Genomic DNA, 23,342 nt, shown 5'->3' with positions numbered 1-23,342 from the left:
CCAGTGCGGCTTCCGGGCCCGTAGCCCCGGCCCGTCAGCGCGCCGGGAGCGGCGGAGCGCACGCAGGCTTTTCGTGCCTTGACACCTTTCATGGTCGTTTTCACACTGTCCCGAGACGGCTCCCCTGCCTGGTCGGTGGTGGTGGCGGGGGTCGCCGGAAGTGGCACGCGTGCCGCCTCCGGCGACGCGGCGGGCCGTGGGTTTCACGTGCCTGGACCGTCACGTCCACGGCTCGATCAGTGTGAACCGGGCGGGAACGCCGCGCCGCGAGCACCGGAGGCGAACAGGTGACCGGATCCACGGATCCGTCGTTCCCCAGCCTGTTCCTCCATCTGCGTACGGCTCACACACGCGAACAAGCCGACCGGGGAACCTCGGCCGGCACCACCGCACACGGCGGCCTCGCCTCCGTGTCCCTCACTGGAGTGTGCATTGACCACGTTCGCAAGACTCCGTACGGCGCTCTTCGCCGCCTCGGCGGCGGGGATGGCGCTGACGGCCGCTCCGGCCTTCAGCGCCTCCGCGTCGGCGGTCCCCGCCGCCGCCCCGGCGGCGGCGCGGCTGGCCTCCTGGCCGTCCCCGAGCGGCCAGCAGGCCGTCGGCGCCACGATCAGCGTCTCGGGGACGTACGACGGGAAGCTCAAGCGCTACTACGGCACCGGCGCCCTCGGCTCCGGCGGTCAGCAGGAGGGCCAGTCGCCGATCTTCAAGCTGGCCGACGGCGCCGTGCTGAAGAACGTCGTCCTCGGCTCCCCGGCGGCCGACGGCATCCACTGCACGGGCACCTGCACGCTGCAGAACGTGTGGTGGGAGGACGTCGGCGAGGACGCCGCGACCTTCAAGGGCACCTCGTCGTCGCAGACGATGACCGTCGACGGCGGCGGCGCGAGGGCGGCCAGCGACAAGGTCTTCCAGCACAACGGCCCGGGCACCATGGTCATCAAGAACTTCCAGGTGCAGAACTTCGGCAAGCTCTACCGGTCGTGCGGCAACTGCTCCAAGCAGTACAAGCGCAACGTCGTCATCCAGAACGTGACCGCGACCACGCCGGGCAAGGTCCTCGCCGGCATCAACACCAACTACGGCGACACGGCGCGCTTCTCCCAGATCACGATCGTGAACGACGGAAGCAGGAAGGTCGTCGTCTGCGACAAGTACAAGGGCGTGACCAGCGGGGAGCCGACGCGGATCGGCAGCGGCGCCGACGGCGTCAACTGCCTCTACTCGTCGTCGGACATCGTCTACCGGTAGACCCGGTCCGCGCCCTCCATGACGTCCATGACGTCCGGTCCCGGCGGCGGCTCCCCTTCCCGCCGCCGGGGCCGGCCCGACCGTCGCGACAGGTCCTCCAGCAGGCGCACCGCCCGGGCGGCCTGCCGGTACGGCACGAAGAGGTGATCATGGTGGAAACCGGCGACGACGTTGCAGCTCAGGCCCGCCGCGGCGAGCTCCCGCGCGACGGCGGCGGTCAGCCCGACCGCGTCGAGCGCCGAGTGGACCCCCAGCGTGATCCACCCGGCGACGTAGTCGTACTTCAGTCCCGCCGCGTCGGCGTCCCGCTGCGGCACGACCAGCGTGAGTCCTTCGTCCTCCGCCACCGTGACGACGGGACGGACCCCGGGCGGGATCTCGCCGTCGACGGTGGTGAACACGTAGCGCCCCGGATTCGGCCGCGGGCGCATCGTGGTCAGCAGTTCACGCAGGTCGGTCTCGCCGCTCACGATCCGCAGCCTACAAGCGCGCCTCACCGGGCCACCGGTCACGAGCACGAGCTCACGAGGCGGTCCGGCCGCCGCACATGGGGGCTCCGGCATTCACGCATCGATGTGTTAACGCTAACAATAGGAGGTTTCCGATGAACGCCCGTTCACCGGTGCGCGGCGCTCTGGCGTCGGCGCTCACGTTGCTCCTGGCCCTGGGCCTCGGGCTCGTCCTGACCGGCCCGGCCCGGGCGGCGACGATCGACACGAACGCGTCGTACGTGCTGGTCAACCGCAACAGCGGCAAGGTCCTGGACGTCTACAACTGGGCCACCAACGACGGCGCGCCACTGGTGCAGTACTCCCGCAACGACGGGGCCTGGCAGCAGTGGCAGTTCGTCGACTCCGGCGGCGGCTACTACCGCCTCAAGTCGCGGCACAGCGGCAAGGTCGTCGACATCTCCGGCCGCTCGACCGCCGACGGGGCCGACGTCATCCAGTACACCGACAAGAACGCCACCAACCAGCAGTTCCGGGTCGTCGACACCGACAGCGGCTACGTCAAGTTCATCAACCGCAACAGCGGCAAGGCCCTCGAAGTCTGGGAGTGGTCCACCGCCGACGCCGGCCGCATCTCCCAGTACACCGACCTCAACGGCGCCAACCAGCAGTGGCAGCTCGTCAAGCTCGTCGCCTACCCCGACCCGGGCTACGTCACCGGTGACGTCGGCGCGCACGACCCCGAGGTGACCAAGAAGCCGGACGGCTCCTACCTGCTCGCGTACACCGGCGACAACATCGCGCTCAAGACCTCGACCGACCGGACCGCCTGGCGCAACGCGGGCGTCGCGTTCCCCGGCGGGGCCTCGTGGACCCATGCCTACACCAACGGCAGCAACACGCTGTGGGCGCCGGACATCACGTACCTCAACGGCAGGTACTACATGTACTACGCGGCCTCGACCTTCGGCTCCAACCACTCGGGGATCTTCCTGGCGACGAGCACGACCGGGGCATCGGGGTCGTGGACGAACCAGGGCCTGGTCATCGAGTCGAACACCTCGGACAACTGGAACGCCATCGACCCCAACCTCGTCGTCGACGACCAGGGCCGCTGGTGGCTCGACTTCGGCTCGTTCTGGTCGGGGATCAAGATGGTCCAGCTCGACCCGGCGACCGGAAAGCGGCTGAACAGCACCGTTCTCAGCATCTCGGGCCGTAACGGCGGTGCGACCGAGGCGCCGTTCATCTACCGGCACGGCGGCTACTACTACCAGTTCGTCTCCTTCGACCTGTGCTGCAAGGGCGCGTCGAGCACGTACCGGATCATGGTGGGCCGCTCCACCTCGGTCACCGGCCCGTACGTCGACCGCAACGGGACCGCGATGACCTCGGGAGGCGGCACGCAGGTGCTGGCCGGGCACGGGAGCATCCACGGCCCCGGCCACCAGGCCGTCCTCGCCGACAACGACGGGGACATCCTCTTCTACCACTGGTACGCCGACGACGGATCCTCGCGTCTCGGCATCAACAAGCTGGGCTGGGACAGCGCGGGCTGGCCCTACGTCTACTGACCGACCGATCGCATCGGCCACCCCTCGCGACGACGCGCGCCGGCGGCGGGCACGGCGGACGTCTGCCGCCACTGTGATCGCCTGCCGGCGGGCGCGTCAAGAGGGGTGGGCCCGCGACGGCCGCGGTCGTGGAACTTTCGCCCCGGCCGGAAATCGGGCCTTGACGCGGGAGAGTCAGAAGTCAAAACTGAGCACCGATCCCCACGCATGACTGTGAGGCGGCGGTTCACAGTTGTGAATGTTAGCGCTAACAAGGATGGTACGCACGTCAGCCAGAGTCACCCCCCACCAGAAAGGCACCAAGGTCATCATGATCTCCGCATTACGACGCCTGAAGACGGCATCGCTGGCCGCGGGCTCGGCGATCACGCTCACGGCCGGTCTGCTGGCCGGTCTCTCCGCACCGACGGAGGCCGCGACGCAGGGTCCGTGTGACATCTACGCCGCGGGCGGCACCCCTTGTGTCGCGGCGCACAGCACGACCCGCGCCCTGTACGCGAGCTACAACGGCCCGCTCTACCAGGTGCGCCGCTCCTCGGACAACACCACCCGGGACATCGGCGTGCTGAGCGCCGGAGGAGTCGCCAACGCCGCGACCCAGGACTCGTTCTGCGCCGGGACGACCTGCCTGATCACGATCATCTACGACCAGTCGGGCCGCAACAACCGCCTCACCCAGGCGCCTCCCGGCGGCTTCTCCGGCCCGGCGGCGGGCGGGTACGACAACCTCGCCAACGCGACCGCCGCGCCGATCACGGTCGGCGGCCAGAAGGCGTACGGCGTCTACGTCGCGCCCGGCACCGGCTACCGCAACAACGCCACCAACGGCGTCGCCAAGGGCGACCAGCCGGAGGGCATGTACGCCGTCTTCGACGGCACCCACTACAACGGCGGCTGCTGCTTCGACTACGGCAACGCCGAGACCAACAGCCGTGACAACGGCAACGGCACGATGGAGGCCATCTACTTCGGCAACATCAAGGTCTGGGGCTACGGCGCCGGCAACGGCCCGTGGATCATGGCCGACCTGGAGAACGGCCTGTTCTCCGGCGTCAACCAGAAGTACAACGCGGGCGACCCGAGCATCAGCCACCGCTTCCTGACGGCCATCATCAAGGGCGAGCCGAACCACTGGGCCATCCGGGGCGGCAACGCGCAGTCGGGCGGCCTGGGCACCTTCTACGACGGCGTGCGTCCCAACGTCGCGGGTTACAACCCGATGAAGAAGGAAGGGGCCATCATCCTCGGCATCGGGGGTGACAACAGCATCGGCGCCCGCGGCACCTTCTACGAGGGCGTGATGACCTCCGGCTACCCGACGGCGGCCACCGAGGACGCGGTGCAGGCGAACATCGTCGCCGCCGGCTACGCCACGGGCGGCGGCAACCCGGGCACCGGACAGCAGATCGTCGGCGGCCAGTCCGGCCGCTGTGTCGACGTGCCGAACAGCAGCACCACCAACGGCACCCAGGTGCAGCTGTGGGACTGCAGCGGCCAGAGCAACCAGCGCTGGACCGCCACCTCCGGCAAGGAGCTCCAGGTGTACGGCAACAAGTGCCTCGACGCCTACGCGAAGGGCACGACCAACGGCACCCAGGTGGTCATCTGGGACTGCAACGGCGGAACCAACCAGCAGTGGAACGTCAACTCCAACGGCACGATCACCGGCGTGCAGTCGGGGCTGTGCCTGGACGCCAACTCGGCCGCCACCGCCAACGGCACGAAGCTCATCCTCTGGGCCTGCAACGGCGGAACCAACCAGCAGTGGAGCCTGCGCAACTGAGCCCCTGCCCGATCCGCGCGTGATCCGCGCATGACCTTCGGCCGGGCGCCTTCCTGACCAGGCGTCCGGCCGTACGGCGGAGCCGCCCCCGCACCCGTGTGGGGGCGGCTCTCCCGTGTTCCGGCGGCTCCCCCACGGCACCCGCGCGCGAAAAAAGTTGCATCAGGCAAAATGCCTGTTAAGCACACCTTTCGCCGTCCGCAAATGGCCGTGTCGCGGGGGCCGCGCCGTTTGGGAGGAGCGGCATCGGGAAGGGCGACCGGCGAGCCGCTCGAAGCCGCGGAACCTCGAAAGACCTCGACGCGGCGGGGCGCGGTGGCACGGCCGTCGCGGCCGCCGCCGGCCCGATCCGTGCACGGTCTACCCGAACGGAGAGGCAGATGACTGAGATCGTCGGTGAGAGCCTGGCCAGACGGCTGGTGGAGTGGGGAGTCGACACGATCTTCGGGCTCCCCGGTGACGGCATCAACGGCCTGATGGAGGGTTTCCGGCGGCAACGGGAGAAGATCCGCTTCATCCTGGTCCACCACGAGGAGGCCGCCGCGTTCATGGCCACCGGCTACGCCAAGGCCACCGGCAGGCTCGGCGTGTGCGCCGCGACCTCCGGCCCCGGCGCGATCCACCTGCTCAACGGGCTGTACGACGCCAAGCTGGACCACGTCCCGGTGCTGGCGCTGACCGGCATGCAGGAGACCTCCGTCCTCGGCACCCACTACCAGCAGGAAGTGCATCTCGACCGGCTCTACCAGGACCTGGCCGCGTACAACCTGATGATCACCAACCCGCAGCAGATGCCGGGGGTGGTGGACCTCGCCATACGCAACGCGCTGACCAGGCGGACGGTCTCCCACCTGACCTTCCCCAACGACATCCAGGTCGCCGCCGCGGCCGAGGACCCCTACCGGCACGTCGGCCCCGGCACCCCGCCGGCCAGCATGCCCAACCGCTCGGTTGCGCCGCTGCGGCCCGCCGAGGACGAACTGGCCCGCGCCGCCGACGTGCTGCGGCAGGGCGGCAAGATCGCCATGCTGGTCGGGGTCGGCGCCCGCCACGCCCGCGACGAGGTCCTGGCCGTCGCCGAGAAGCTCGCGAGCCCGATCGTGAAGACCCTGCCGGGCAAGTTCACGGTGCCCGACGACCACCCGCTGACCACCGGCGGGCTGGGCCTCCTCGGCACCGCGCCCAGCGAGGAGCTCATGGAGGAGTGCGACACGCTGTTCATGATCGGCACCTCCTTCCCGTACGGGAAGTATCTGCCGCCGGAGGGGCAGGCCCGGGTCGTGCAGATCGACGCCGACCCCACCCTGCTGGGCATCCGGAGGCCCACCGAGGCGCCGGTCGCCGCCGACGCGAAACTCGCCCTCCAGGCGCTGCTGCCGATGCTGGACGAGGCCAAGGACCGGTCGTTCCTGGAGAAGTACCAGCGGAAGATGGACGACTGGCGCTCGGACATGAAGGCGCTGCAGGACCCCTCCCGCGACCCCATCGCCCCGCAGTACCTCATGGGGTGCGTGGACGAGGCCGCGGCCGGCGACGCGATCCTGACCTGCGACTCGGGCACGATCGCCACCTGGGCCGCCCGGCACTGGACGATCCGCGGCGGCCGGGAGTTCTACCTGTCGGGCAACCTCGCCACGATGGCCCCCGGCCTGCCGTACGCGATCGGGATCCAGCACGCCTATCCGGGCCGGCAGGTGGTCGCCTTCGTCGGCGACGGCGGTTTCGCCATGCTCATGGCCGACTTCCTCACCGCCGTCCGGCACGGCCTGCCGATCAAGGTCGTCGTCAACAACAACAACTCCTACGGGCAGATCCTGTGGGAGCAGATCATCCTCGGCTACCCGGAGTACGCCGTACGCCACCAGCGGCCCGAGGCCGACTTCGCCGCCTGGGCCCGCGCCTGCGGGGCGTACGGAGCGAAGATCAAGGACCCCGGCGACCTGCCCGGCGCGATCCGCGAGGCGCTCGCCCACGACGGCCCCGCCCTGGTCGACTGCGACGTCGACCCCAACGAGCCGCCCATGCCCGGCAGGGTCAAGTACGACCAGGCCAAGCACTTCGCCGAGGCGTTCCTGCGCGGTCAGCCGCACAAGGCGAGCACGCTGGCCGCCGTCGCCCGCGACAAGATCAACGAGCTGTTGTCATGACGGAGACACTGCACCTCCTGCCCGACCCCGTGACGGTGCCTCCTCCGCCCGGCGGCGGCCGGGTGGATCTCGCGGCGCTCGAACGCGACCTCAGGGAGGCGGTGGACGGCGAGGTCCGCTTCGACGCGACGATGCGCGGCGCCTACTCCACCGACGCGTCCAACTACCGCCAGGTGCCCCTCGGGGTGGTGGTCCCCCGTACGGTCGACGCGGCGGTGGCGGCGGTGGCGGTCTGCCGCCGGCACGGCGCGCCCCTGCTGTCCCGGGGCGGCGGCACCAGCCTCGCCGGGGAGTGCGTGAACACCGCCGTGGTGATCGACTGGTCCAAACACTGCGACCGGCTGCTGGAGGTCGACCCGGAGAACCGCACCTGCCTGGTGGAGCCGGGCATCGTGCTGGACGTCCTCAACGAGCGGCTGCTCGGCACCGGCCTGGAGTTCGGCCCGAGGCCCTCCACGCACAACCACTGCACGATCGGCGGGATGATCGGCAACAACTCCTGCGGGGCGACCGCCCAGCGGGCCGGCAAGGTCGTGGACAACATCGCCGAGATGGAGGTGCTCCTCTACGACGGCACCCGGATGTGGGTGGGCGAGACCGGTGACGAGGAGTACGCGGCGATCCAGCGGCAGGGCGGCCGGAAGGCCGAGGTCTACGCCCGGCTGCGGGCGCTGCGCGACACGTACCTGGAGCCGATCCGCACCCGCTACCCGCACATCCCGCGGCGGGTGTCCGGTTACAACCTCGACAGCCTGCTGCCCGAGAAGCGCTTCAACGTGGCCCAGGCCCTGATCGGCTCCGAGGGCACCCTCGTCACGGTGCTGCGGGCCAGGCTGAAGCTGATCCCGGTGGTCAGGGCGCGCACCATGGCGTACGTGGCCTTCCCCGGCATCGCCGCCGCCGGGGACGCCGTGCCGGCGGTCCTGCCGCACCGGCCGATCGCCCTGGAGGGCATCGACGACAAGCTGATCCGTTACCAGCGCGAGGTCCACCTCAATGCCGAGGCGCTGAAGAAGCTGCCGGAGGGCGGCGCGTGGCTGCTGATCCAGATGGGCGGCGAGGACAAGGACGACGCCGACCGCAGGGCCGAGGAGGTGCTGCGGTCGCTCGGCAGGCGGCGCGGCGACGCCGGCGTGGCCGTCTTCGACGACCCGAAGCTGGAAGAGCAGATGTGGCAGATCCGGGAGTCGGGCCTCGGCGCGACGGCCCGCGTGCCCGGGCTGCCCGACACCTGGCCGGGCTGGGAGGACTCCGCGGTCTCCCCCGACCGGCTGGGCGACTATCTGCGCGATCTCAGCCGGCTGTTCGAGAGGTACGGCTACGGGCAGACCTCGGTCTACGGGCACTTCGGGCAGGGCTGCGTGCACTGCCGCATCCCGTTCGACCTCACGTCGGCCGAGGGGGTGGCGGCGTTCCGCTCCTTCCTGGAGGAGGCCGCCGACCTGGTGGTCGCGTACGGCGGGTCGTTCTCGGGTGAGCACGGCGACGGGCAGGCCCGCGCGGAACTGCTGCCGAAGATGTTCGGCGACGAACTCGTCGAGGCGTTCGGCCGGTTCAAGGCGATCTTCGACCCCGGCGACCGGATGAACCCCGGCAAGGTGGCCGCGCCGTACCCGCTCGACCACCTGCTGCGGCTGGGCGCCGACTACAACCACGGCGACGTGGCCACGCACTTCGGGTATCCCCACGACGGGGGCAGCTTCGGCCGCGCGGTGCTGCGGTGCGTCGGCGTGGGCAACTGCCGCCGTCACGAGGGCGGGGTGATGTGCCCGTCCTACATGGTCACCCGGGCCGAGGAGCACTCCACCCGGGGCCGGGCCCGGCTGCTGTTCGAGATGCTGGACGGCACGGCGCGGGGCGGCGCGGTGGCGCACGGCTGGCGGTCGCGGGCCGTCCACGAGGCGCTCGACCTGTGCCTGGCCTGCAAGGGCTGCAAGTCCGACTGCCCGGTCAACGTCGACATGGCGACGTACAAGGCGGAGTTCCTGTCCCACCACTACGAGGGGCGGCCGCGCCCGCGCGCCCACTACTCGATGGGGTGGCTGCCCGTGTGGGCGAGGCTCGCGGCGTACGCGCCGCGGGTGGCCAACGCGCTGTCGCACGCGCCGGGGACGGCCCGGCTGGCGAAGGCCGCCGCTGGGGTGGACCGGCGGCGGGAGCTGCCGCTGTTCGCGCCGCGGACCTTCCGGGAGTGGTTCGCGGGCCGCGAACCGGCCGGCGACGGGTCGCGCGGGGAGGTCGTGCTGTGGCCCGACACCTTCAGCGACCACTTCCACCCCGAGGTCGCGCGGGCGGCGGTCGAGGTGATGGAGTCGGCCGGGTGGCGGGTGCGCGTGCCGGACCGCGCCGTGTGCTGCGGCCTCACCTGGATCTCCACCGGCCAGCTCACGACGGCCAAGAAGGTGCTGCGCCGTACGCTCGACGAACTGCGGCCGCATCTGCGGGTGGGCACGCTCGTGGTCGGCCTGGAGCCGAGCTGCACCGCCGTCTTCCGCGGCGACGCGCCGGAACTGTTCCCCGACGACGAGGACGTGCGGCGGCTCGCCGGCCACACGGTGACGCTCGCCGAACTGCTGCACGACCGCACACCGGGATGGAAGCCGCCGAGGGTGCCGCGCGAGGCGCTCGTGCAGGTGCACTGTCACCAGCACGCGGTCATGCGGCACCGGGCCGACGAGGCGCTGCTCGACGCCATTGGGGTGGACGCCGAGGTGCTCGACTCCGGCTGCTGCGGCCTGGCGGGGAACTTCGGGTTCGAGAAGGGGCACTACGAGGTGTCGGAGGCCTGCGCCGAACGGGTGCTGATGCCCGCCGTACGGCAGGCCGATCCCGGCACGGTGCTGCTCGCCGACGGGTTCAGCTGCCGTACGCAGATCGACCAGGGCGACGCGGACGGCCGCCGCGCGATGCACCTGGCCGAGTTGCTGCGCGCCGGGCTGCGCGGCGACCGGGGGGACACGCCGTGCCCGGAGGAGACCTACGCCCTCCGGCCCGCGCCGCCCTCGGCGGCGGCCCGGGCCGCCGCGACCGCCGCCGCCGTCGCGACCGCCGCGGCCGTGGCGGGCGGCGCGCTGCTCGCGGGGCGGCGGCTGCTGCGGAGGTGAGCCGGTGACGACCGGGCCCGAAACGCCCGCACGGCTCAGCGCGCGGGCGTACACGATCCCGGCCGACTTCCCCGAGGCCGACGGGACGCTCGCGTGGACGAGCACGACGATCGTGGTCGTCCACGCGGGCGCCGGCGGCGTGCGCGGGCTCGGCTGGACCTACGGCCCCGCCGCCACCGCGTCGGTGGTGACGGACGTGCTGGCCCCCGCCGTCGCCGATCTCGACCCGGACGACGTGCCGGGCGCGTGGACGGCGATGGCCCGCGCGATCCGCAACGCGGGACGGCCCGGGATCGCCGGGCTGGCGCTGTCGGCGGCCGACAACGCCCTGTGGGACCTCAAGGCGCGCCGGCACGGGCTGCCGCTGGCCCGCCTCCTCGGCGGGGCCCGCGCCACCGTGCCGGTGTACGGCAGCGGCGGCTTCACCACCTACGACGCGGAACGGCAGCACCGGCAGCTCGCCCACTGGGCCCACGAGCTGGGCATCCCCCGCGTCAAAATCAAGATCGGGGAGTCGTGGGGGCGGCGCCCCGGGCGGGACCTGGAACGCATGGCCGCCGCACGGCGGACCATCGGCGACGACGCCGAGTTGTTCGTCGACGCCAACGGCGCCTACACCCGCAAGCAGGCCGTGCGGCTGCTGGACCGGGCCGCCGATCTCGACGTGCGGTGGTTCGAGGAGCCGGTCTCCTCCGACGACCTGCCGGGCCTCGGGCTCGTCCGCGATCTCGTGCGGGCCGACGTGACCGCCGGGGAGTACGGCTACGACCTCGTCTACTTCGCCCGCATGGCGCCGTACGTGGACTGCCTGCAGGTCGACGTCACCCGGTGCGGCGGGATCAGCGAGTTCCTGCGCGCGGCGGCCGTCGCCGCCGCCCACGGGCTGGAGGTCTCCGGGCACTGCGCCCCGCACCAGCACCTGGCGGTCGCGGCCGCGGTGCCGAACCTCCGGCACCTGGAGTGGTTCCACGACCACGTGCGGATCGAGAGCATGGTGTTCGACGGGGCCGCCTCGCCGGTGGGCGGCGAGGCGCCGGTCGACCGCGCCGCCCCCGGCAACGGGCTTACGTTCAGGGAGGAGACCGCCGCCCCCTGGCGCGTCGTCTGACCCCTTCCGGGACCGGTGATCCGTGAAAAGGGATATTTCCTGACTCGGCGTGTCCATACTCGGTTACGATCTTGGCGAGATTCCGCCAACCCGGTGGCACGGCGTACCCGTCCGGGATGTGCTTCACCCGGTCCGCCGCCGGCGGAGACCCGGCAGGAACGCGAGTAGGAAATCCCCGCAGGAAACCCAGCAGGAAGAGGCCCGCCACGTGAGACGCGCGACCCGCAGCGCGGCCCTGGCCGTCGCGGCGCTGCTGCTGCCCGCCATGCCCCCGATGCCCCCGGTGTCCGCAGCGTCCGCAGTGTCCGCGGCGCCCGCCTCCGCGACCGGCGCACAGTCCGGGGCACAGGTCTCGTGCGCGGCGACGCTGTCCGCGCCCACCCGGGACGCCGCCTTCGCCGCGGCGGCCCGGGACACCGGTGTGCCGGAGCCGCTGCTCAAGGCCGTCTCCTACATGCTCTCCCGGTGGGACGACCACTCGGGCCGGCCCAGCGCGGACGGCGGTTACGGCGTCTTCGACCTGAGCGACCGTACGCCCGGCCCGGGCACCGGCGCGGACAAGGGCCGCGTGGCCGAGGCGAAGAGCCAGATCACGCGGGCGGCCGAGCTGACCGGTCTGACGGCCGACGCCCTCAGGCGCGTGCCGAACGCGGGTGTGTGCGGCGGCGCGGCGCTGCTCGCCTCCTACCAGCGCGAGAACCCGCGGCGGGACGGCCTCCGGAGCGGCGGCGACCTGGCCGCCTGGCGGGACGCCGTCGGGCGTTTCGGCGCCGGGCACGACTTCGTCCGGCAGGTCTACCAGACCCTGCGCGGCGGCGAGAGCCGGGTCACGGCCGACGGCCAGACGGTGACGCTCCCCGCCGACGAGTCGGTCCCGCTCCCCCCGGCCGAGACCGCCGCCGCCCCTGACACCGGCTGCCCGGAGGATCTCGGCTGTGAGGCGATCCCCGCGCCGTACGCCAAGCTCACGCCCACCGATCCGGACAACACCACCAAGTACGGCAACCACGACATCGCCGATCGGACCGGGTCCGGCGGGCCGAAGCTGGACTACATCGTCATCCACGACACCGAGGGCTACTACGACCCTTCGGTGCGGCTCGTGCAGGACCCGGCGTACCTCGCGTGGAACTACACGATCCGCTCCTCCGACGGCCACGTCGCCCAGCACCTCGACCCGAAGGACGTGGGCTGGCACGCCGGCAACTGGTACGTCAACATGCACTCCATCGGCGTCGAGCACGAGGGCTTCGCCGGTGACGCGACCTGGTACACCGAGTCGGCGTACCAGACCTCGGCGACGCTGGTGAAGCACCTCGCCGCGACGTACGGCATCCCGCTCGACCGGGCGCACGTCATCGGCCACGACCAGGTGCCGGGCACCGTCGCGGGCACGACCAAGAGCATGCACTGGGACCCGGGGCCGTACTGGGACTGGGACCACTACTTCGAGCTCCTCGGCGCGCCGATCGGCGGCGGCCGGGCGGCCACGACCCAGGTCTCGGCCGGCGACGTCGTGGAGGTCCGCACCGGATACCAGGACAATCGGCAGCCGCTCACCGGCTGCGCCGCGGCGTCGCCGCCCTCGCCGGAGTGCGTCCCGGGAGCGGGCACGAACTTCCTGCCGCTCCGCCAGGCGCCGTCGGAGGACGCCCCGCTCGCCGCCGACCCCGGCTGGAAGCCCGCCGGCGAGGCCGGCACGACGTACGTGAGCGACGTCAGCGCGCGCGTCGTCTCCGGGCACAAGCTCGTCGTCGCGGAGGTGCGGGGCGACTGGCTGGGCGTGTGGTGGGCGGGTTCACTCGCCTGGCTGCACAACCCCGCCGACCGGCCCGTCGTGCTCCAGGCGGCGGCGAAGACGGTCACCGTGAAGGCGGGCGCGACCGGTCCCGCCGCCGTCTACGGCCGCGCCTATCCCGAATCGGCGGCGTACACCGGGACCGATGTCCCCGTGCAGGCGGTCTCGCCCCTGGAGTACACGATCCCCGCCGGGCAGACGTACGCGGTGAGCGACGACGACGTGGTGACGGACTACTACCGGGCGACGTCGTTCGACGGGTCGGCCCCGGGCGACCGCACCGACGTCACCGGCCAGGACCGGTACTACCAGCTCTGGTACGCCCACCGGCAGGTGTTCGTCCGGGCGGCCGACGTGGACCTGCACGACGCGCGGCCGTCCGCCCTGGTCAGCACGGCGCCCCCGGTGGTGCGCGGCGTCCCGTGGGTGGGCCGGCGGCTGACGGCCTCTCCCGGCGCGTGGACGCCCTCGCCGAAGAGGATCCGCTACCAGTGGCTGCGCGACGGCGCGAAGATCAGGGGCGCGACGGGGCGGGCCTACCATGTCACGGGCCGCGACCGAGGCACGCGGCTCTCCGTACGGGTGACGGCCTCGGCCCCCGGCTACGAGAGCGGTGTCGCCACGTCGGCGGCCACCGCCCCCGTCCGTTCCCCGTGGCACCCCCACCGCCACTCCCACCGTCACCACCGTTAGGCGGAGCCGCTGGGCCCTACCGGCTCCCCGGCCTCGGCGTGAAGTAGTGCGCGACCATGTAGGCGGTGACCTGCGCGCCGATCTTCGCGCCCCGCTCGTCCGCCGTGCGGGTGTGGATGCCGCCCCAGACGCGGGCCTCGACGACCTCGGCGAGCGCCTGGGAGAAACCCCGGAAATACCTGGTGGTACCCGAATCGGCGCTGTAGCCGCTGAAGGGAACGCGGGCGGCGCCGGCCGCCACTGACCGGGCCGGGCGCCCACCGGCCAGGTCCGGTCGCCGAACGCCCCGTCGTCCCGCCGCGCCGCGATCATCGCGTCGGCGGCCTGGGTGCCCACGGTGATTCCCCGCTGTTTCGCGGCGCCTTCGCGTATCGCGCCCAGCGACTCGTCGTACTGCGTTCTCAACCTCGCCTGCTGGTCGGGGAACAGCGCTCGCAGCACCAGGTAGCTGGCGGTCGCGACGGCCGCGTCCGTCGATTCCGTGCCGTCGGCGGCCGGTGCGACCAGGTACGGCCGATAGGGAGCGCCGGCGATCGCGCTCACCGCGTCGTACACCGCTCCGTGCACCATCGCGAAGCTGCGTGCCTGGACCTGCGGCTGCTGACCGGCGACGTCCCAGATGGCGGTCTGGGCGTTGCGGTCCCGCACGACAACAAATATCGATCCAGCCGGAACACCCGTCTCCCAGGTCGTCGAATATGCGAGTTTCCGGCATCCGGTTTCGTCAGCCGGGCTGCTCGCGGGTGCCGGTGAGGTCGTCCCGCGCCGTCGTCCCGCGCGTCCGTACGGCGAGAGCGACGAGCGTGACCCCGCACGCCAGGAGCAGGACCAGTTGCAGGGACCCGACGAGGGTGATCAGGCCGGTGAGGTACCCCTCCGCGCCCGGGTGCAGGGTGGCGGCTCGGGCCACCACGGCGGGCACGACCAGGATCGCCGCCGCGGGCGCGACGGAGCCGGAGGCCACGACCGGCGGCGCGGAGACCGGGGCGGGGGTGGCGGAAGCCCGGAGTGCGGACCGGCGCCGGGCCACGCACCACGCCGTCACCGCGAGCAGCGAGACGCAGGCGAGGCCCTGTGGGTCGAGCCACAGCCACGGCTGCAGCATGAGCGGGGTCGGTTCGCCTCCGGCTCTCGCCGCCGCGCCGAGCACGCCGACGGCCAGGGCGAGCAGGACGCCCGCCGCGGCCGGGAAGGCGACGACCCGCGCGGCCGCCGCACCGCGCAGGCGCGGCGGCGGAGCGTCGCGGTGGAACCCGGCCGTCAGCGCCAGCACCGTCACCAGGGCCGGCAGCGCCGTCAGGAGCCCCACGACCCGGGCCGGGCCGCCGGCCGTCGCGGGTTCCAGCGCGTACGGCAGGACCAGGGCCGCCCAGGCCGACGCCTTGGCCGTGCCCGCCCGGCCGGCGACGAGCGCTCCGAGGCTCGCGGCCCACAACAGCGGCGCGAGGCCGGACAGCACCTGACGCAGCCGCTCGGGCGACCCGGGGTCGCCGATTCCCATGAGCCCGTCGGGGAGCACGCCCGCGACGACGCCGTACGTGAGCACCGTCTGCGCGGCGAACAGCGTGCCGGCCATCGTCCAGAAGACCAGGCCGAGGATCGCGGCCCCCCGGACCGCCTCTCCCGTGGCGTACTCCCCCGGCGGTGAGCCGGGGCCGCCGAGCCGCACCCGCAGCGCGAGCGCGGCCACGCCGGCGATCTCCGCCCACCGCACCCGCTGGTCGTCGAGTCCCGTCTCCGCGCGCCGGGCGCCGTCGAGGAAGGCGGAGACCATCTCCTCCTCGCGCCGCGCCCGGTAGGACGCGGGCAGCAGCCGGAGCACCCGCCGGTAGCGTTCCTCCAGCACGCTCACGCCAGGCCTCCCGCCTGCCGGAGGCGCAGCCGCTCGACGGCGCGGCGGGCGTTGTCGGCCAGCCGGACGGCCTCCTCCTCCAGCGCCCGCGCCCCCTCGTCGGTCAGGCGGTAGTAGCGGCGCAGCCGCCCCTGCCGCACCTCCTCCCGGTCGGGCTCCACCAGGGCGTCGGCCGCGAGCCGGTCGAGCACGCCGTACAGGGTGCCGATCTTGAGCTGGACGCGCCCTCCGGAGAGCCGCTCCACCTCCTGCGCGATGCCGTAGCCGTGCCGCGGCTCGTCGACCAGTGCGGTGAGGACGAGAAAGGCGGGTTCGGTGATCGGCCGTGATGTCATGCGCCCATCATATATTGCAAGGCATGATATTCAAGTGCGGACGGCATGGACGCGCCGTCAGGAAGTGATGCGGAAGGTGGCGTCCTGCCGGTCGACGGAGCTGGAGGACGCGCTCAACGGGTCGATGCGGAGCAGGTAGTCGTAGTGCCTGATGTAGCGGTCGGGGTAGTTGTAGGAGCGGAACGACGTCCACGCCGAGTCGGCCAGGCCGGCGGTGCGGTAGAAGGTGGCGTCGGCGCGGAACGTCGCGGTGTTGTCGTTGGCGGCGAGCCGCAGCTCGTAGTTGTAGTGCCGCAGGTAGCTGCCGGGGTAGTTCACCGACTCGAACGACACCCCGGCCGAGTCGGCGAGGCCGGGGACCATCCGCCACATCTGGTCGCGGTACGGATCGAAGGGATAGGCGTCGATGCGCGCGACGTTGTTCTGGTGCCGTACGAACCGGTCGGGGTAGTTGGAGGACTTCAGCCGGACCCAGTTCGGCGTCCCCCACCGGCTGACCAGGGTGTTGTACTCGGCGTCGGTGATCTGGGCGATCGAGCCGTGCTTGGAGTTCAGCGGCGGGGTGTAGTCACGCTGGTTCAGCACGCTCCAGGAGTTGGCGCCGACGTTGGCCGACCCCCAGGCGTAGTAGTCGTTGTTGACCGGGCTGTACGAGTCGCCCCACAGCCGCCACCCGCCCTCGTTGGTCCGATGCAGCAGCGGCGCCTCGATGCCGCTCCCCTGGATCAGGCCGCTGGTGTAGGTGGTGAAGCTGTTGGGGGCGCCCGTGGACGACCGCGCGCCGTACAGACGGCCGTCACCGAGGTTCTTGTAATAGAGGTAGGTGGTTCCACCGTCCACGACGATGTCACCGTCGAGGACGCCGAAGCCCGGGCTGAAGAAGGTCTGGGCGGCGCCGACGGTCACGAAGTCCGTCGTGTAGTTCACCCTGAGGATCTCGGCCGCGGAGTAGACGATGCCGTACTGCCCGCGCGAGGCGTCCCAGAAGACCGTCGGCGCCCAGGTGTGGTCGTTGGTGGTCTGCATCCGCACCCGGCGGTATCCCGTGAAGTTCGTCAGGTTCACCGAGTCCCAGACGTGCAGATACTGACTGTTCGAGTTCCAGTCGGTGCCCTTGAGGTCGGTGGCGATCACGACGAACGTGCCGTCGTTCTTCCGGAACACCTGCGGGTCGCGCAGGCCCAGCTGACCGGCCGTCGGGGTGACGACCGGATTGTTCTGGTTCAGCGGCGTCCAGTTCAGACCGTCCCGGCTGACCGCCAGGTGCAGGCCGTAGTCCGCGCCCTGGCCCGACGGCGACTCGGTGAAGTACGCGAAGACGTAGGCGGCGTACGTCGCCGCCCGCGCCGCCCGCGGGAAGCCCGCCGCGCCCGCGGTGACGAGCGCGGCGGAACCGAGGGCCGCCTTGGTGAAGTCTCTCCGGGACAGGGTCACGAGGAGCCTTCCTTTCTCGGTCTCAGGAGCGATCTCAGGGACGATCTGGACGGACCCGCGGAGCGGAGGTGAGACGGGCACCTCAGCGGTAGCCGGCGGCGACCACGTCGGCCTGGACCGCGTTCTCGGTCGCGTCGGACGGGTAGCCCGAGACGATGGCGCCCTCGTAGAAGGTGCCGGCGCTGAGGTTGGTGTTGGTGGCGCAGCAGTCGCCGCCGCTGCCGAGGATGATCGCGCCCTGCTTCTTCATCGGGCTGTAGCCGCGGGGCAGCGCGCCGTCGTAGAGGGTGTACAGGCTGCCGGACTGGGCGTTGCTGCCCTTGATCGCGAACCGGGACGTGCCGTTGTTCTTGAGCGTCGCGGTGACGAACTTGCTGGTGAAGGCCCGCTGGTTCGGGTTCCAGGAGCTGCTCCCGCCGGGGTAGAGGCCGTATTCGAGGTCGGCCTGCACCCACGGACCGCTTCCGGAGCAGCCGCCGAACCAGCAGCTCGTGCCGAAGTAGATCGCGTCCATGGCGCCGGCGCCGTCGGCCCTCCGGGTCGTCTCGCTGTTGCCGTAGTCGAAGCAGCAGCCGCTGTTGACGTGCGTGCCGCTGGTGACCATGTAGACGCCCTCGGGAGCGCTGCCGGTCGGCACGCCGGTCGTGTGGCCGTCGCGCCAGTAGCTGTTGCCGGGGTTGATGTACAGCGAGTACGCCTTGCTGCCGCCGACCGTCAGCGACTCGGTCGTCGCCTTCGCGGGGGTGGCCCTGCCGCCGGCCCCGCCCGATCCCTGGTACCAGACGTCGTTGCCCCGCCCGGACTGGTCGTACACGACGGTGATGACGCAGGTGGTGCCGGAGCAGAACGAGTCCTGGGCGGCGGCGTTGGCGACGCCGCCCGCGCTCAGCACGCCGATGTTCCTGGTCGCGTTGTCGGACGACCGCCTGACCTGGTACAGGTTGCCGTTGTAGGCGCGGTAGAGCGCGCGGGTCGTGCTGTGCGCGGCCACGCAGGGCGTGCCGCCCGCCGCGTAGATGTCGCAGGGCTTGGAAGACGCCTGCGGGGTGGACGACGGACTGGCCGAGGGACTCGCGGAGGGGCTGGCCGAGGGGCTCCTCGACGGCGTGCTCGAAGGCGTGCTCGACGGGGTGGTGGAAGGTCCCGTCGAACCGGTGCAGGCCGTGCCGTTGAGGGCGAAGCCCGACGGGGTGGAGGTGGCGCCGTCTCCGCTGCCGTTGAAGCCGAAGCTCGTGCTGCCGCCGCTCGGGATGCCGCCGTTGTAGGAGACGTTGGTCACCGTCACCTCGGAGCCGGACTGGGTGTAGGTGCCGTTCCAGAGCTGGCTGATCGTCTGCCCGCCGGGGAACGACCACGTCAGCCGCCACCCGTTGACCGGGTCCCCGAGGTTGTTGACGGTCACGTTCGCCCCGAAGCCGCCGGGCCACTGGCTGCTGACCGAGTAGTCCACCCGGCATCCGGTGGCGGCGTGGGCGGTGGTCGTGGTCAGCGCACCGGCCGCGCCGATGACGGCGGCGACCCCGGCGGCGATCCAGAGCCGCAGACGAGGAATCTTCATGAGCGCTCCCGGACGGGCTGCGAGGAGAAGGGTTGTTAGCGCTAACACAGGGGGGCCTGAAGTGTTAGCGCTAACAAGTCTTCGAGGAGGACAGGCCGTTCTTCTGTCGGGTCGTGACGGTGGTGGTGCAGCGGAGCAAACACGAGGCGGTGACACCCCGTCAAGGTCCGTGCGCCGCCTCCCCCTTCGGCCGAGACGCCGGGAACGTGCCTCATCTGCCGGTTCGAGGACGGGACCCGGACCGTCGATGGGAAGCGGAGGGTGAAATTTACAGGGGGGCGTTCCGGTGCCGGACCGCCTCGGCATGACATCGCCCCTGGTGCGTTACACGACATAAATGCTGTTACGGTTAGCCGCGGTGTGCCGGGAAGTCTGGTCGGCGACGTCCCGCCGTTTCCGGACAGGGGAGGTTTCCGGGTGGTAGCGAGCACGGCGGGCCGCCGATGAGCGCGCCGCTGCCGGCATGAGGCTGTTCTGGGCGGTGCTGGGGCGCTTCACCCAGCCGGCGCAGGTGATCACGACCGTGTTCGGCGCGGCCGTGCTCCTGGGGACCGCGCTGCTGTCCAGTCCGCTCGCGACGACCTCGGGCAGGCCCTCCGACTGGGTCACCGCCCTGTTCACCGCCACCTCCGCGGTGTGCGTGAACGGGCTGACCGTCGTGGACACGTCCGCGCACTGGTCACCGTTCGGCGAGGTGGTCATCGCCGCCCTGATCCAGGTGGGCGGCCTCGGCATCATGACCCTCGCCACCGTCTTCACCCTCCTCGTCTCCCGCAGGCTGGGCCTGCGCGCCCGGTTGTCCGCCCAGGCGGAGACCCGGGTGCTCAACGCAGGCGACCTGCGGCGGGTGGTGGGCAAGGTCGTGGTGTTCAACCTGCTCTGCGAGGCCGTGACGGCGGCCGTCCTCACGCTCAGGTTCGTCGTCGGGTACGGCGAGTCCCCCGGCCGCGGCCTCTACCTGGGCGTGTTCCACGCGGTCTCGGCGTTCAACAACGCCGGTTTCGCGCTGTGGCCCGACAGCCTCGTCCGGTTCGCCGCGGATCCGTGGATCTGCCTGACCGTCGCGGTGGCGGTGATCGTGGGCGGACTCGGTTATCCCGTGGTGTTCGAACTGCGCCGCTCTTGGCGCCGCCCGAAGCGCTGGTCGCTGCTGACCCGCATCACGCTCGCGGTCACCGCCGTCCTGCTGGCCGGCGGCACGCTGGTCTTCCTCGTCACCGAGTGGGCCAACCCCCGCACCCTCGGCCCGCTGGACGGGGAGGCCAAGCTGCTGACGGCCTTCTTCACCGCGGTCATGCCGCGCAGCGCCGGCTTCAACAGCGTCGACATCGCGCAGATGCACCCGTCCGGCTGGCTGGTCACCGAGCTGCTGATGTTCGTCGGCGGCGGCAGCGCGGGCACCGCCGGCGGCATCAAGGTCACCACGCTGGGCCTGCTCACGTTCATCGTGTGGGCGGAACTGCGCGGCGAGAGCCAGGTGAACATCGGCCACCGCCGCCTCACCGAGGCGGCGCAGCGGCAGGCGGTCTCGCTCACCGTGCTGAGCGTGGGCCTGGTCGCGCTCTTCACCTACATCCTGCTGGTGCTGACGCCGCACGCCCCGAGCAAGGTGCTCTTCGAGGTGGTCTCCGCCTTCGGCACGGCCGGGCTGTCGGTCGGCGTCGTCTCCGCCGTCTCCCCCGCCGCGCAGACGCTGCTCACGCTGCTGATGTTCGTCGGCCGGATCGGCCCGCTCACGCTGGGCTCCGCGCTGGCGCTCAAGGAACGCACCCGCCGCTATGAATTACCGGAGGAGGACGTCATCGTTGGCTGAAAAGAGAAACGACCCCGTGGCGGTGATCGGTCTCGGCCGTTTCGGCACCTCGCTCGCCCTCGAACTGGTGCGGCGCGGCACCGAGGTGCTGGCCATCGACCACCGGCCCAAGGTGGTGCAGAGCCTCGCGGGCCAGATCACCCACATCGCCAGGGCGGACGCCACCGACCCCGAGGCGCTGCGTCAGCTCGGGCTGCCGGACTTCTACCGAGCGGTCTGCGCCATCGGCAGCGACCTGGAGGCGAGCATCCTCACCTCGTCGCTGCTGGTGGAGATGGAGATCGACGACATCTGGGCCAAGGCGGTCAGCAGCCAGCACGGCCGCATCCTCAGCCGGATCGGCGTCCAGCACGTCGTCTTCCCCGAGCACGACATGGGCGAGCGCGTGGCCCACATGGTGAGCGGGCGGATGCTGGACTACATGGAGGTCGACGAGAACTTCGCGCTGGCCAAGACCCTCCCGCCCAAGGAGTACGTCGGCGTCCCCCTCGGCGAGTCCAGCCTGCGCCGCAAGTACGGCGTGACGGTCGTGGCCGTGAAGCGGCCGGACGAGGAGTTCACCTACGCCACCGCCGAGACGGAGCTCGGCTACGGCGATGTGATCATCGTGTCCGGCCGTACGGACCGGGTCGAACGGTTCGCCGAGCTGCCCTGAGTCCATCGTCCGCCCGATGGCGCGAATGTCCGCCTTTACCACCCGCCACATCACGAATTCGAGTAACGTCATCACTCGTAGTGATCGAACGTCTCGCGTGACCACCTGGGCGGGATGATCCCAAAAAGCCGTCATACGCCGCTGAAGATCGGGAGTGTCCGCTTCGGAGCCGGGAAGGAGTAAAGCCATCACTGAAGGTGTCTCGTAATGGCGCGGGGGCCGGCATTGGAGTCGCGATGAGTTCTCAGAGCCTCCTGCGCGCGTTGCCGTTCATCGCGATCTCCCTGGTCGTCGTCGTCGACCTGATCAGCGGGCCCGGTGTGGGCTTCCTGCCGCTTCTCACCTTGGGACCGACCTTCGCCTCGGTGGCGGGCGGCGTCCGCCGTACGGCCCTGGTGGGCGCGCTCGCCCTGGCCATCTGCCTCCCCCTCGCCGTCTACGACGGCCTGTTCGGCCGGACGCAGAACAACCTCACGATCGCGGCGATCGTCGGCGTCACCGCCGCGAGCATGCTGGCCAGCAGGCTGCGGAACCGGCGGGAGCGGGAGCTCGCCAACGTCCGCCTGGTCGCCGAGGCCGCCCAGAGAGTGCTGCTGCGCCCGGTCCCCCGCCGGGCCGGCGACCTGCGGGTGGCGCTCTCCTACACCTCGGCCGCGGCGGAGGCCCAGATCGGCGGCGACCTGTACGAGGTGGTCACCACGCCCGAGGGCGTCCGGATCCTCATCGGCGACGTGCAGGGCAAGGGCCTGGAGGCGGTCGAGACCGCGGCGTGGGTGCTCGGCGCCTTCCGGGAGGCCGCCTACGACCAGTCCGAGCTTTCCGGGGTGGCCGAGCGCGTGGAGGCCAGCCTGGGCCGCCATCTGAGCGGGGAGAAGTTCGTCACCGCGATCCTCGCCGAGGTCCACGAGGGAGAGATCTCGCTGCTCAACTGCGGCCATCCGGCCCCGCTCGTGCTGCGGGCCGACGGCACGGCCTACTTCGCCGAACCCCAGGAGGAGGCGCTCCCGCTCGGGCTCGGCGCGCTGGGCTCGCCGCGGCCCAAGCCGCACCGGCTGCCCTTCGGGGAGGGCGACCAGATCCTCTTCTACACGGACGGCGTGATCGAGGCCCGGGACCGGGCGGGACGCTTCTATCCCCTCGCCGAGCGGGCGCACCTGACCCGGGGCGCCGACCCCCAGGCGGCGCTGGACGACCTGCGGGCCGACCTGCTGCGCCATGTCGGCGGCCCGGTCCCCGACGACGCCGCGATGCTGCTGCTGCGCCGCCATCCCTGCTGACCGCCGGACCGAGAACGTGTCCCGCCCAGGAGGGGCGGGGCGCACGGGCGAACCCGCCGTTTACGTGGGCGAACGGCGGGAAGGGCATCCCGGCACACGGGCACGGGCACCCCCGGGAACACCGCGAGGGGCACCGCCGACTGGAGCCGACCATGGAATCCCTGAACACCGCCATCAAGAACCTGGGCGACACGGTGGTGTCGGCGGCCGGGAGCGTCGCGGGTGCCGTCGCCGACCCGAAGGGCGGCCTGAAGCAGTTGAAGTCCGCGATGTCGTCGCCGAAGGCGCTCGCCGCCGCGGCGGGGCTCGTCGCCGGCTACGCGCTCGGCTGGTGGTGCGGCCACCGCGCCGCCACCCGCTGACCACCGGCACCCGCTGACCACCGGCACCCGCCTCTGCCACCCGCCAGGGGCGACCGGCCACGGGCCGCCACAACGGGCCGCCACAACGGGCCGCCACCGCGAGCCTCCACCACGGGGACGGCTCGGTCACCGGCGGGCGGCACAATCGT

General features: G+C 71.6%; 17 protein-coding genes. 11 read left to right on the top strand and 6 right to left on the bottom strand.

Features of this window, described 5'->3' with window-relative positions; genetic code table 11:
• The first annotated feature begins 432 nt into the window (after positions 1–432).
• Complete coding sequence (locus HHX37_RS25855) at positions 433–1,251, top strand: pectate lyase (RefSeq protein ID WP_259406781.1); 819 nt, start codon at positions 433–435, stop codon at positions 1,249–1,251.
• Here the strand turns inward: HHX37_RS25855 and HHX37_RS25850 are convergent.
• Positions 1,242–1,721 (bottom strand): ACT domain-containing protein, encoded by a 480-nt coding sequence (locus HHX37_RS25850; protein WP_182881202.1) that lies wholly within the window; start codon positions 1,719–1,721, stop codon positions 1,242–1,244. The two genes, HHX37_RS25855 and HHX37_RS25850, sit on opposite strands and share 10 nt — an antisense overlap.
• A gap of 134 nt (positions 1,722–1,855) precedes the next feature.
• Here HHX37_RS25850 and HHX37_RS37160 point away from each other — a divergent pair, with 134 nt between their 5' ends.
• From HHX37_RS37160 to HHX37_RS25820, 6 genes are all read left to right on the top strand, one after another.
• Positions 1,856–3,274 carry a family 43 glycosylhydrolase gene (locus HHX37_RS37160; RefSeq protein ID WP_182887115.1) on the top strand — a complete coding sequence of 473 codons (1,419 nt, stop codon included), beginning with the start codon at positions 1,856–1,858 and terminating at the stop codon, positions 3,272–3,274.
• A 310-nt stretch (positions 3,275–3,584) separates the two neighbouring features.
• Positions 3,585–5,057, top strand: coding sequence for an arabinofuranosidase catalytic domain-containing protein (locus tag HHX37_RS37155; protein ID WP_182887114.1), 1,473 nt, complete (start codon positions 3,585–3,587; stop codon positions 5,055–5,057).
• Positions 5,058–5,437: 380 nt separating this feature from the next.
• Complete coding sequence (locus HHX37_RS25835; protein ID WP_182881205.1) at positions 5,438–7,204, top strand: thiamine pyrophosphate-dependent enzyme; 1,767 nt, start codon at positions 5,438–5,440, stop codon at positions 7,202–7,204.
• Positions 7,201–10,308, top strand: a complete 3,108-nt coding sequence (locus tag HHX37_RS25830; protein ID WP_182887113.1) for an FAD-binding and (Fe-S)-binding domain-containing protein — start codon at positions 7,201–7,203, stop codon at positions 10,306–10,308. Before HHX37_RS25835 ends, HHX37_RS25830 begins: the two co-directional genes overlap by 4 nt.
• 4 nt (positions 10,309–10,312) lie before the next feature.
• Positions 10,313–11,416: an enolase C-terminal domain-like protein gene (locus HHX37_RS25825; protein ID WP_182887112.1), complete on the top strand. Its 1,104-nt coding sequence runs from the start codon at positions 10,313–10,315 to the stop codon at positions 11,414–11,416.
• Between the two features lie 208 nt (positions 11,417–11,624).
• Entirely contained in the window at positions 11,625–13,907 is a 2,283-nt protein-coding gene (locus HHX37_RS25820; RefSeq protein ID WP_220503159.1) for an N-acetylmuramoyl-L-alanine amidase, read from the top strand.
• 16 nt (positions 13,908–13,923) lie between these two features.
• Here the strand turns inward: HHX37_RS25820 and HHX37_RS35885 are convergent, their stop codons facing one another.
• The 5 genes from HHX37_RS35885 to HHX37_RS25795 form a co-directional block, all read right to left on the bottom strand.
• The gene (locus HHX37_RS35885) at positions 13,924–14,148 is read right to left on the bottom strand and encodes a hypothetical protein (protein ID WP_220503158.1); all 225 of its coding nucleotides are present in this window, start codon (positions 14,146–14,148) and stop codon (positions 13,924–13,926) included.
• 483 nt (positions 14,149–14,631) lie between these two features.
• Complete coding sequence (locus HHX37_RS25810; protein ID WP_182887111.1) at positions 14,632–15,759, bottom strand: hypothetical protein; 1,128 nt, start codon at positions 15,757–15,759, stop codon at positions 14,632–14,634.
• The gene (locus HHX37_RS25805; RefSeq protein ID WP_220499144.1) at positions 15,756–16,094 is read right to left on the bottom strand and encodes a PadR family transcriptional regulator; all 339 of its coding nucleotides are present in this window, start codon (positions 16,092–16,094) and stop codon (positions 15,756–15,758) included. Before HHX37_RS25805 ends, HHX37_RS25810 begins: the two co-directional genes overlap by 4 nt.
• A 57-nt stretch (positions 16,095–16,151) precedes the next feature.
• The gene (locus HHX37_RS25800; RefSeq protein WP_182887110.1) at positions 16,152–17,528 is read right to left on the bottom strand and encodes a glycoside hydrolase family 43 protein; all 1,377 of its coding nucleotides are present in this window, start codon (positions 17,526–17,528) and stop codon (positions 16,152–16,154) included.
• 82 nt (positions 17,529–17,610) lie between these two features.
• A complete protein-coding gene (locus HHX37_RS25795; protein WP_182887109.1) occupies positions 17,611–19,086 on the bottom strand; it encodes an arabinofuranosidase catalytic domain-containing protein in 1,476 nt (491 codons plus the stop codon).
• A gap of 463 nt (positions 19,087–19,549) precedes the next feature.
• On the opposite strand from HHX37_RS25795, the gene HHX37_RS25790 reads away from it, so the two are divergent.
• The 4 genes from HHX37_RS25790 to HHX37_RS25775 all read left to right on the top strand — a co-directional run bounded on the left by HHX37_RS25790 (position 19,550) and on the right by HHX37_RS25775 (position 23,193).
• Complete coding sequence (locus HHX37_RS25790; protein ID WP_182887108.1) at positions 19,550–20,899, top strand: TrkH family potassium uptake protein; 1,350 nt, start codon at positions 19,550–19,552, stop codon at positions 20,897–20,899.
• Positions 20,865–21,554, top strand: coding sequence for a potassium channel family protein (locus HHX37_RS25785; RefSeq protein WP_182887107.1), 690 nt, complete (start codon positions 20,865–20,867; stop codon positions 21,552–21,554). Before HHX37_RS25790 ends, HHX37_RS25785 begins: the two co-directional genes overlap by 35 nt.
• A 236-nt stretch (positions 21,555–21,790) precedes the next feature.
• The gene (locus HHX37_RS25780; RefSeq protein ID WP_182887106.1) at positions 21,791–22,831 is read left to right on the top strand and encodes a PP2C family protein-serine/threonine phosphatase; all 1,041 of its coding nucleotides are present in this window, start codon (positions 21,791–21,793) and stop codon (positions 22,829–22,831) included.
• A 152-nt stretch (positions 22,832–22,983) separates the two neighbouring features.
• Complete coding sequence (locus tag HHX37_RS25775; protein ID WP_117408289.1) at positions 22,984–23,193, top strand: hypothetical protein; 210 nt, start codon at positions 22,984–22,986, stop codon at positions 23,191–23,193.
• The last annotated feature ends 149 nt before the right edge of the window (positions 23,194–23,342 follow it).

The organism is Microbispora sp. H10885 (assembly GCF_014161415.1).
In the GTDB taxonomy this organism is placed as follows: domain Bacteria; phylum Actinomycetota; class Actinomycetes; order Streptosporangiales; family Streptosporangiaceae; genus Microbispora; species Microbispora triticiradicis.
This window is presented reverse-complemented; position numbering and strand designations above follow the sequence as displayed.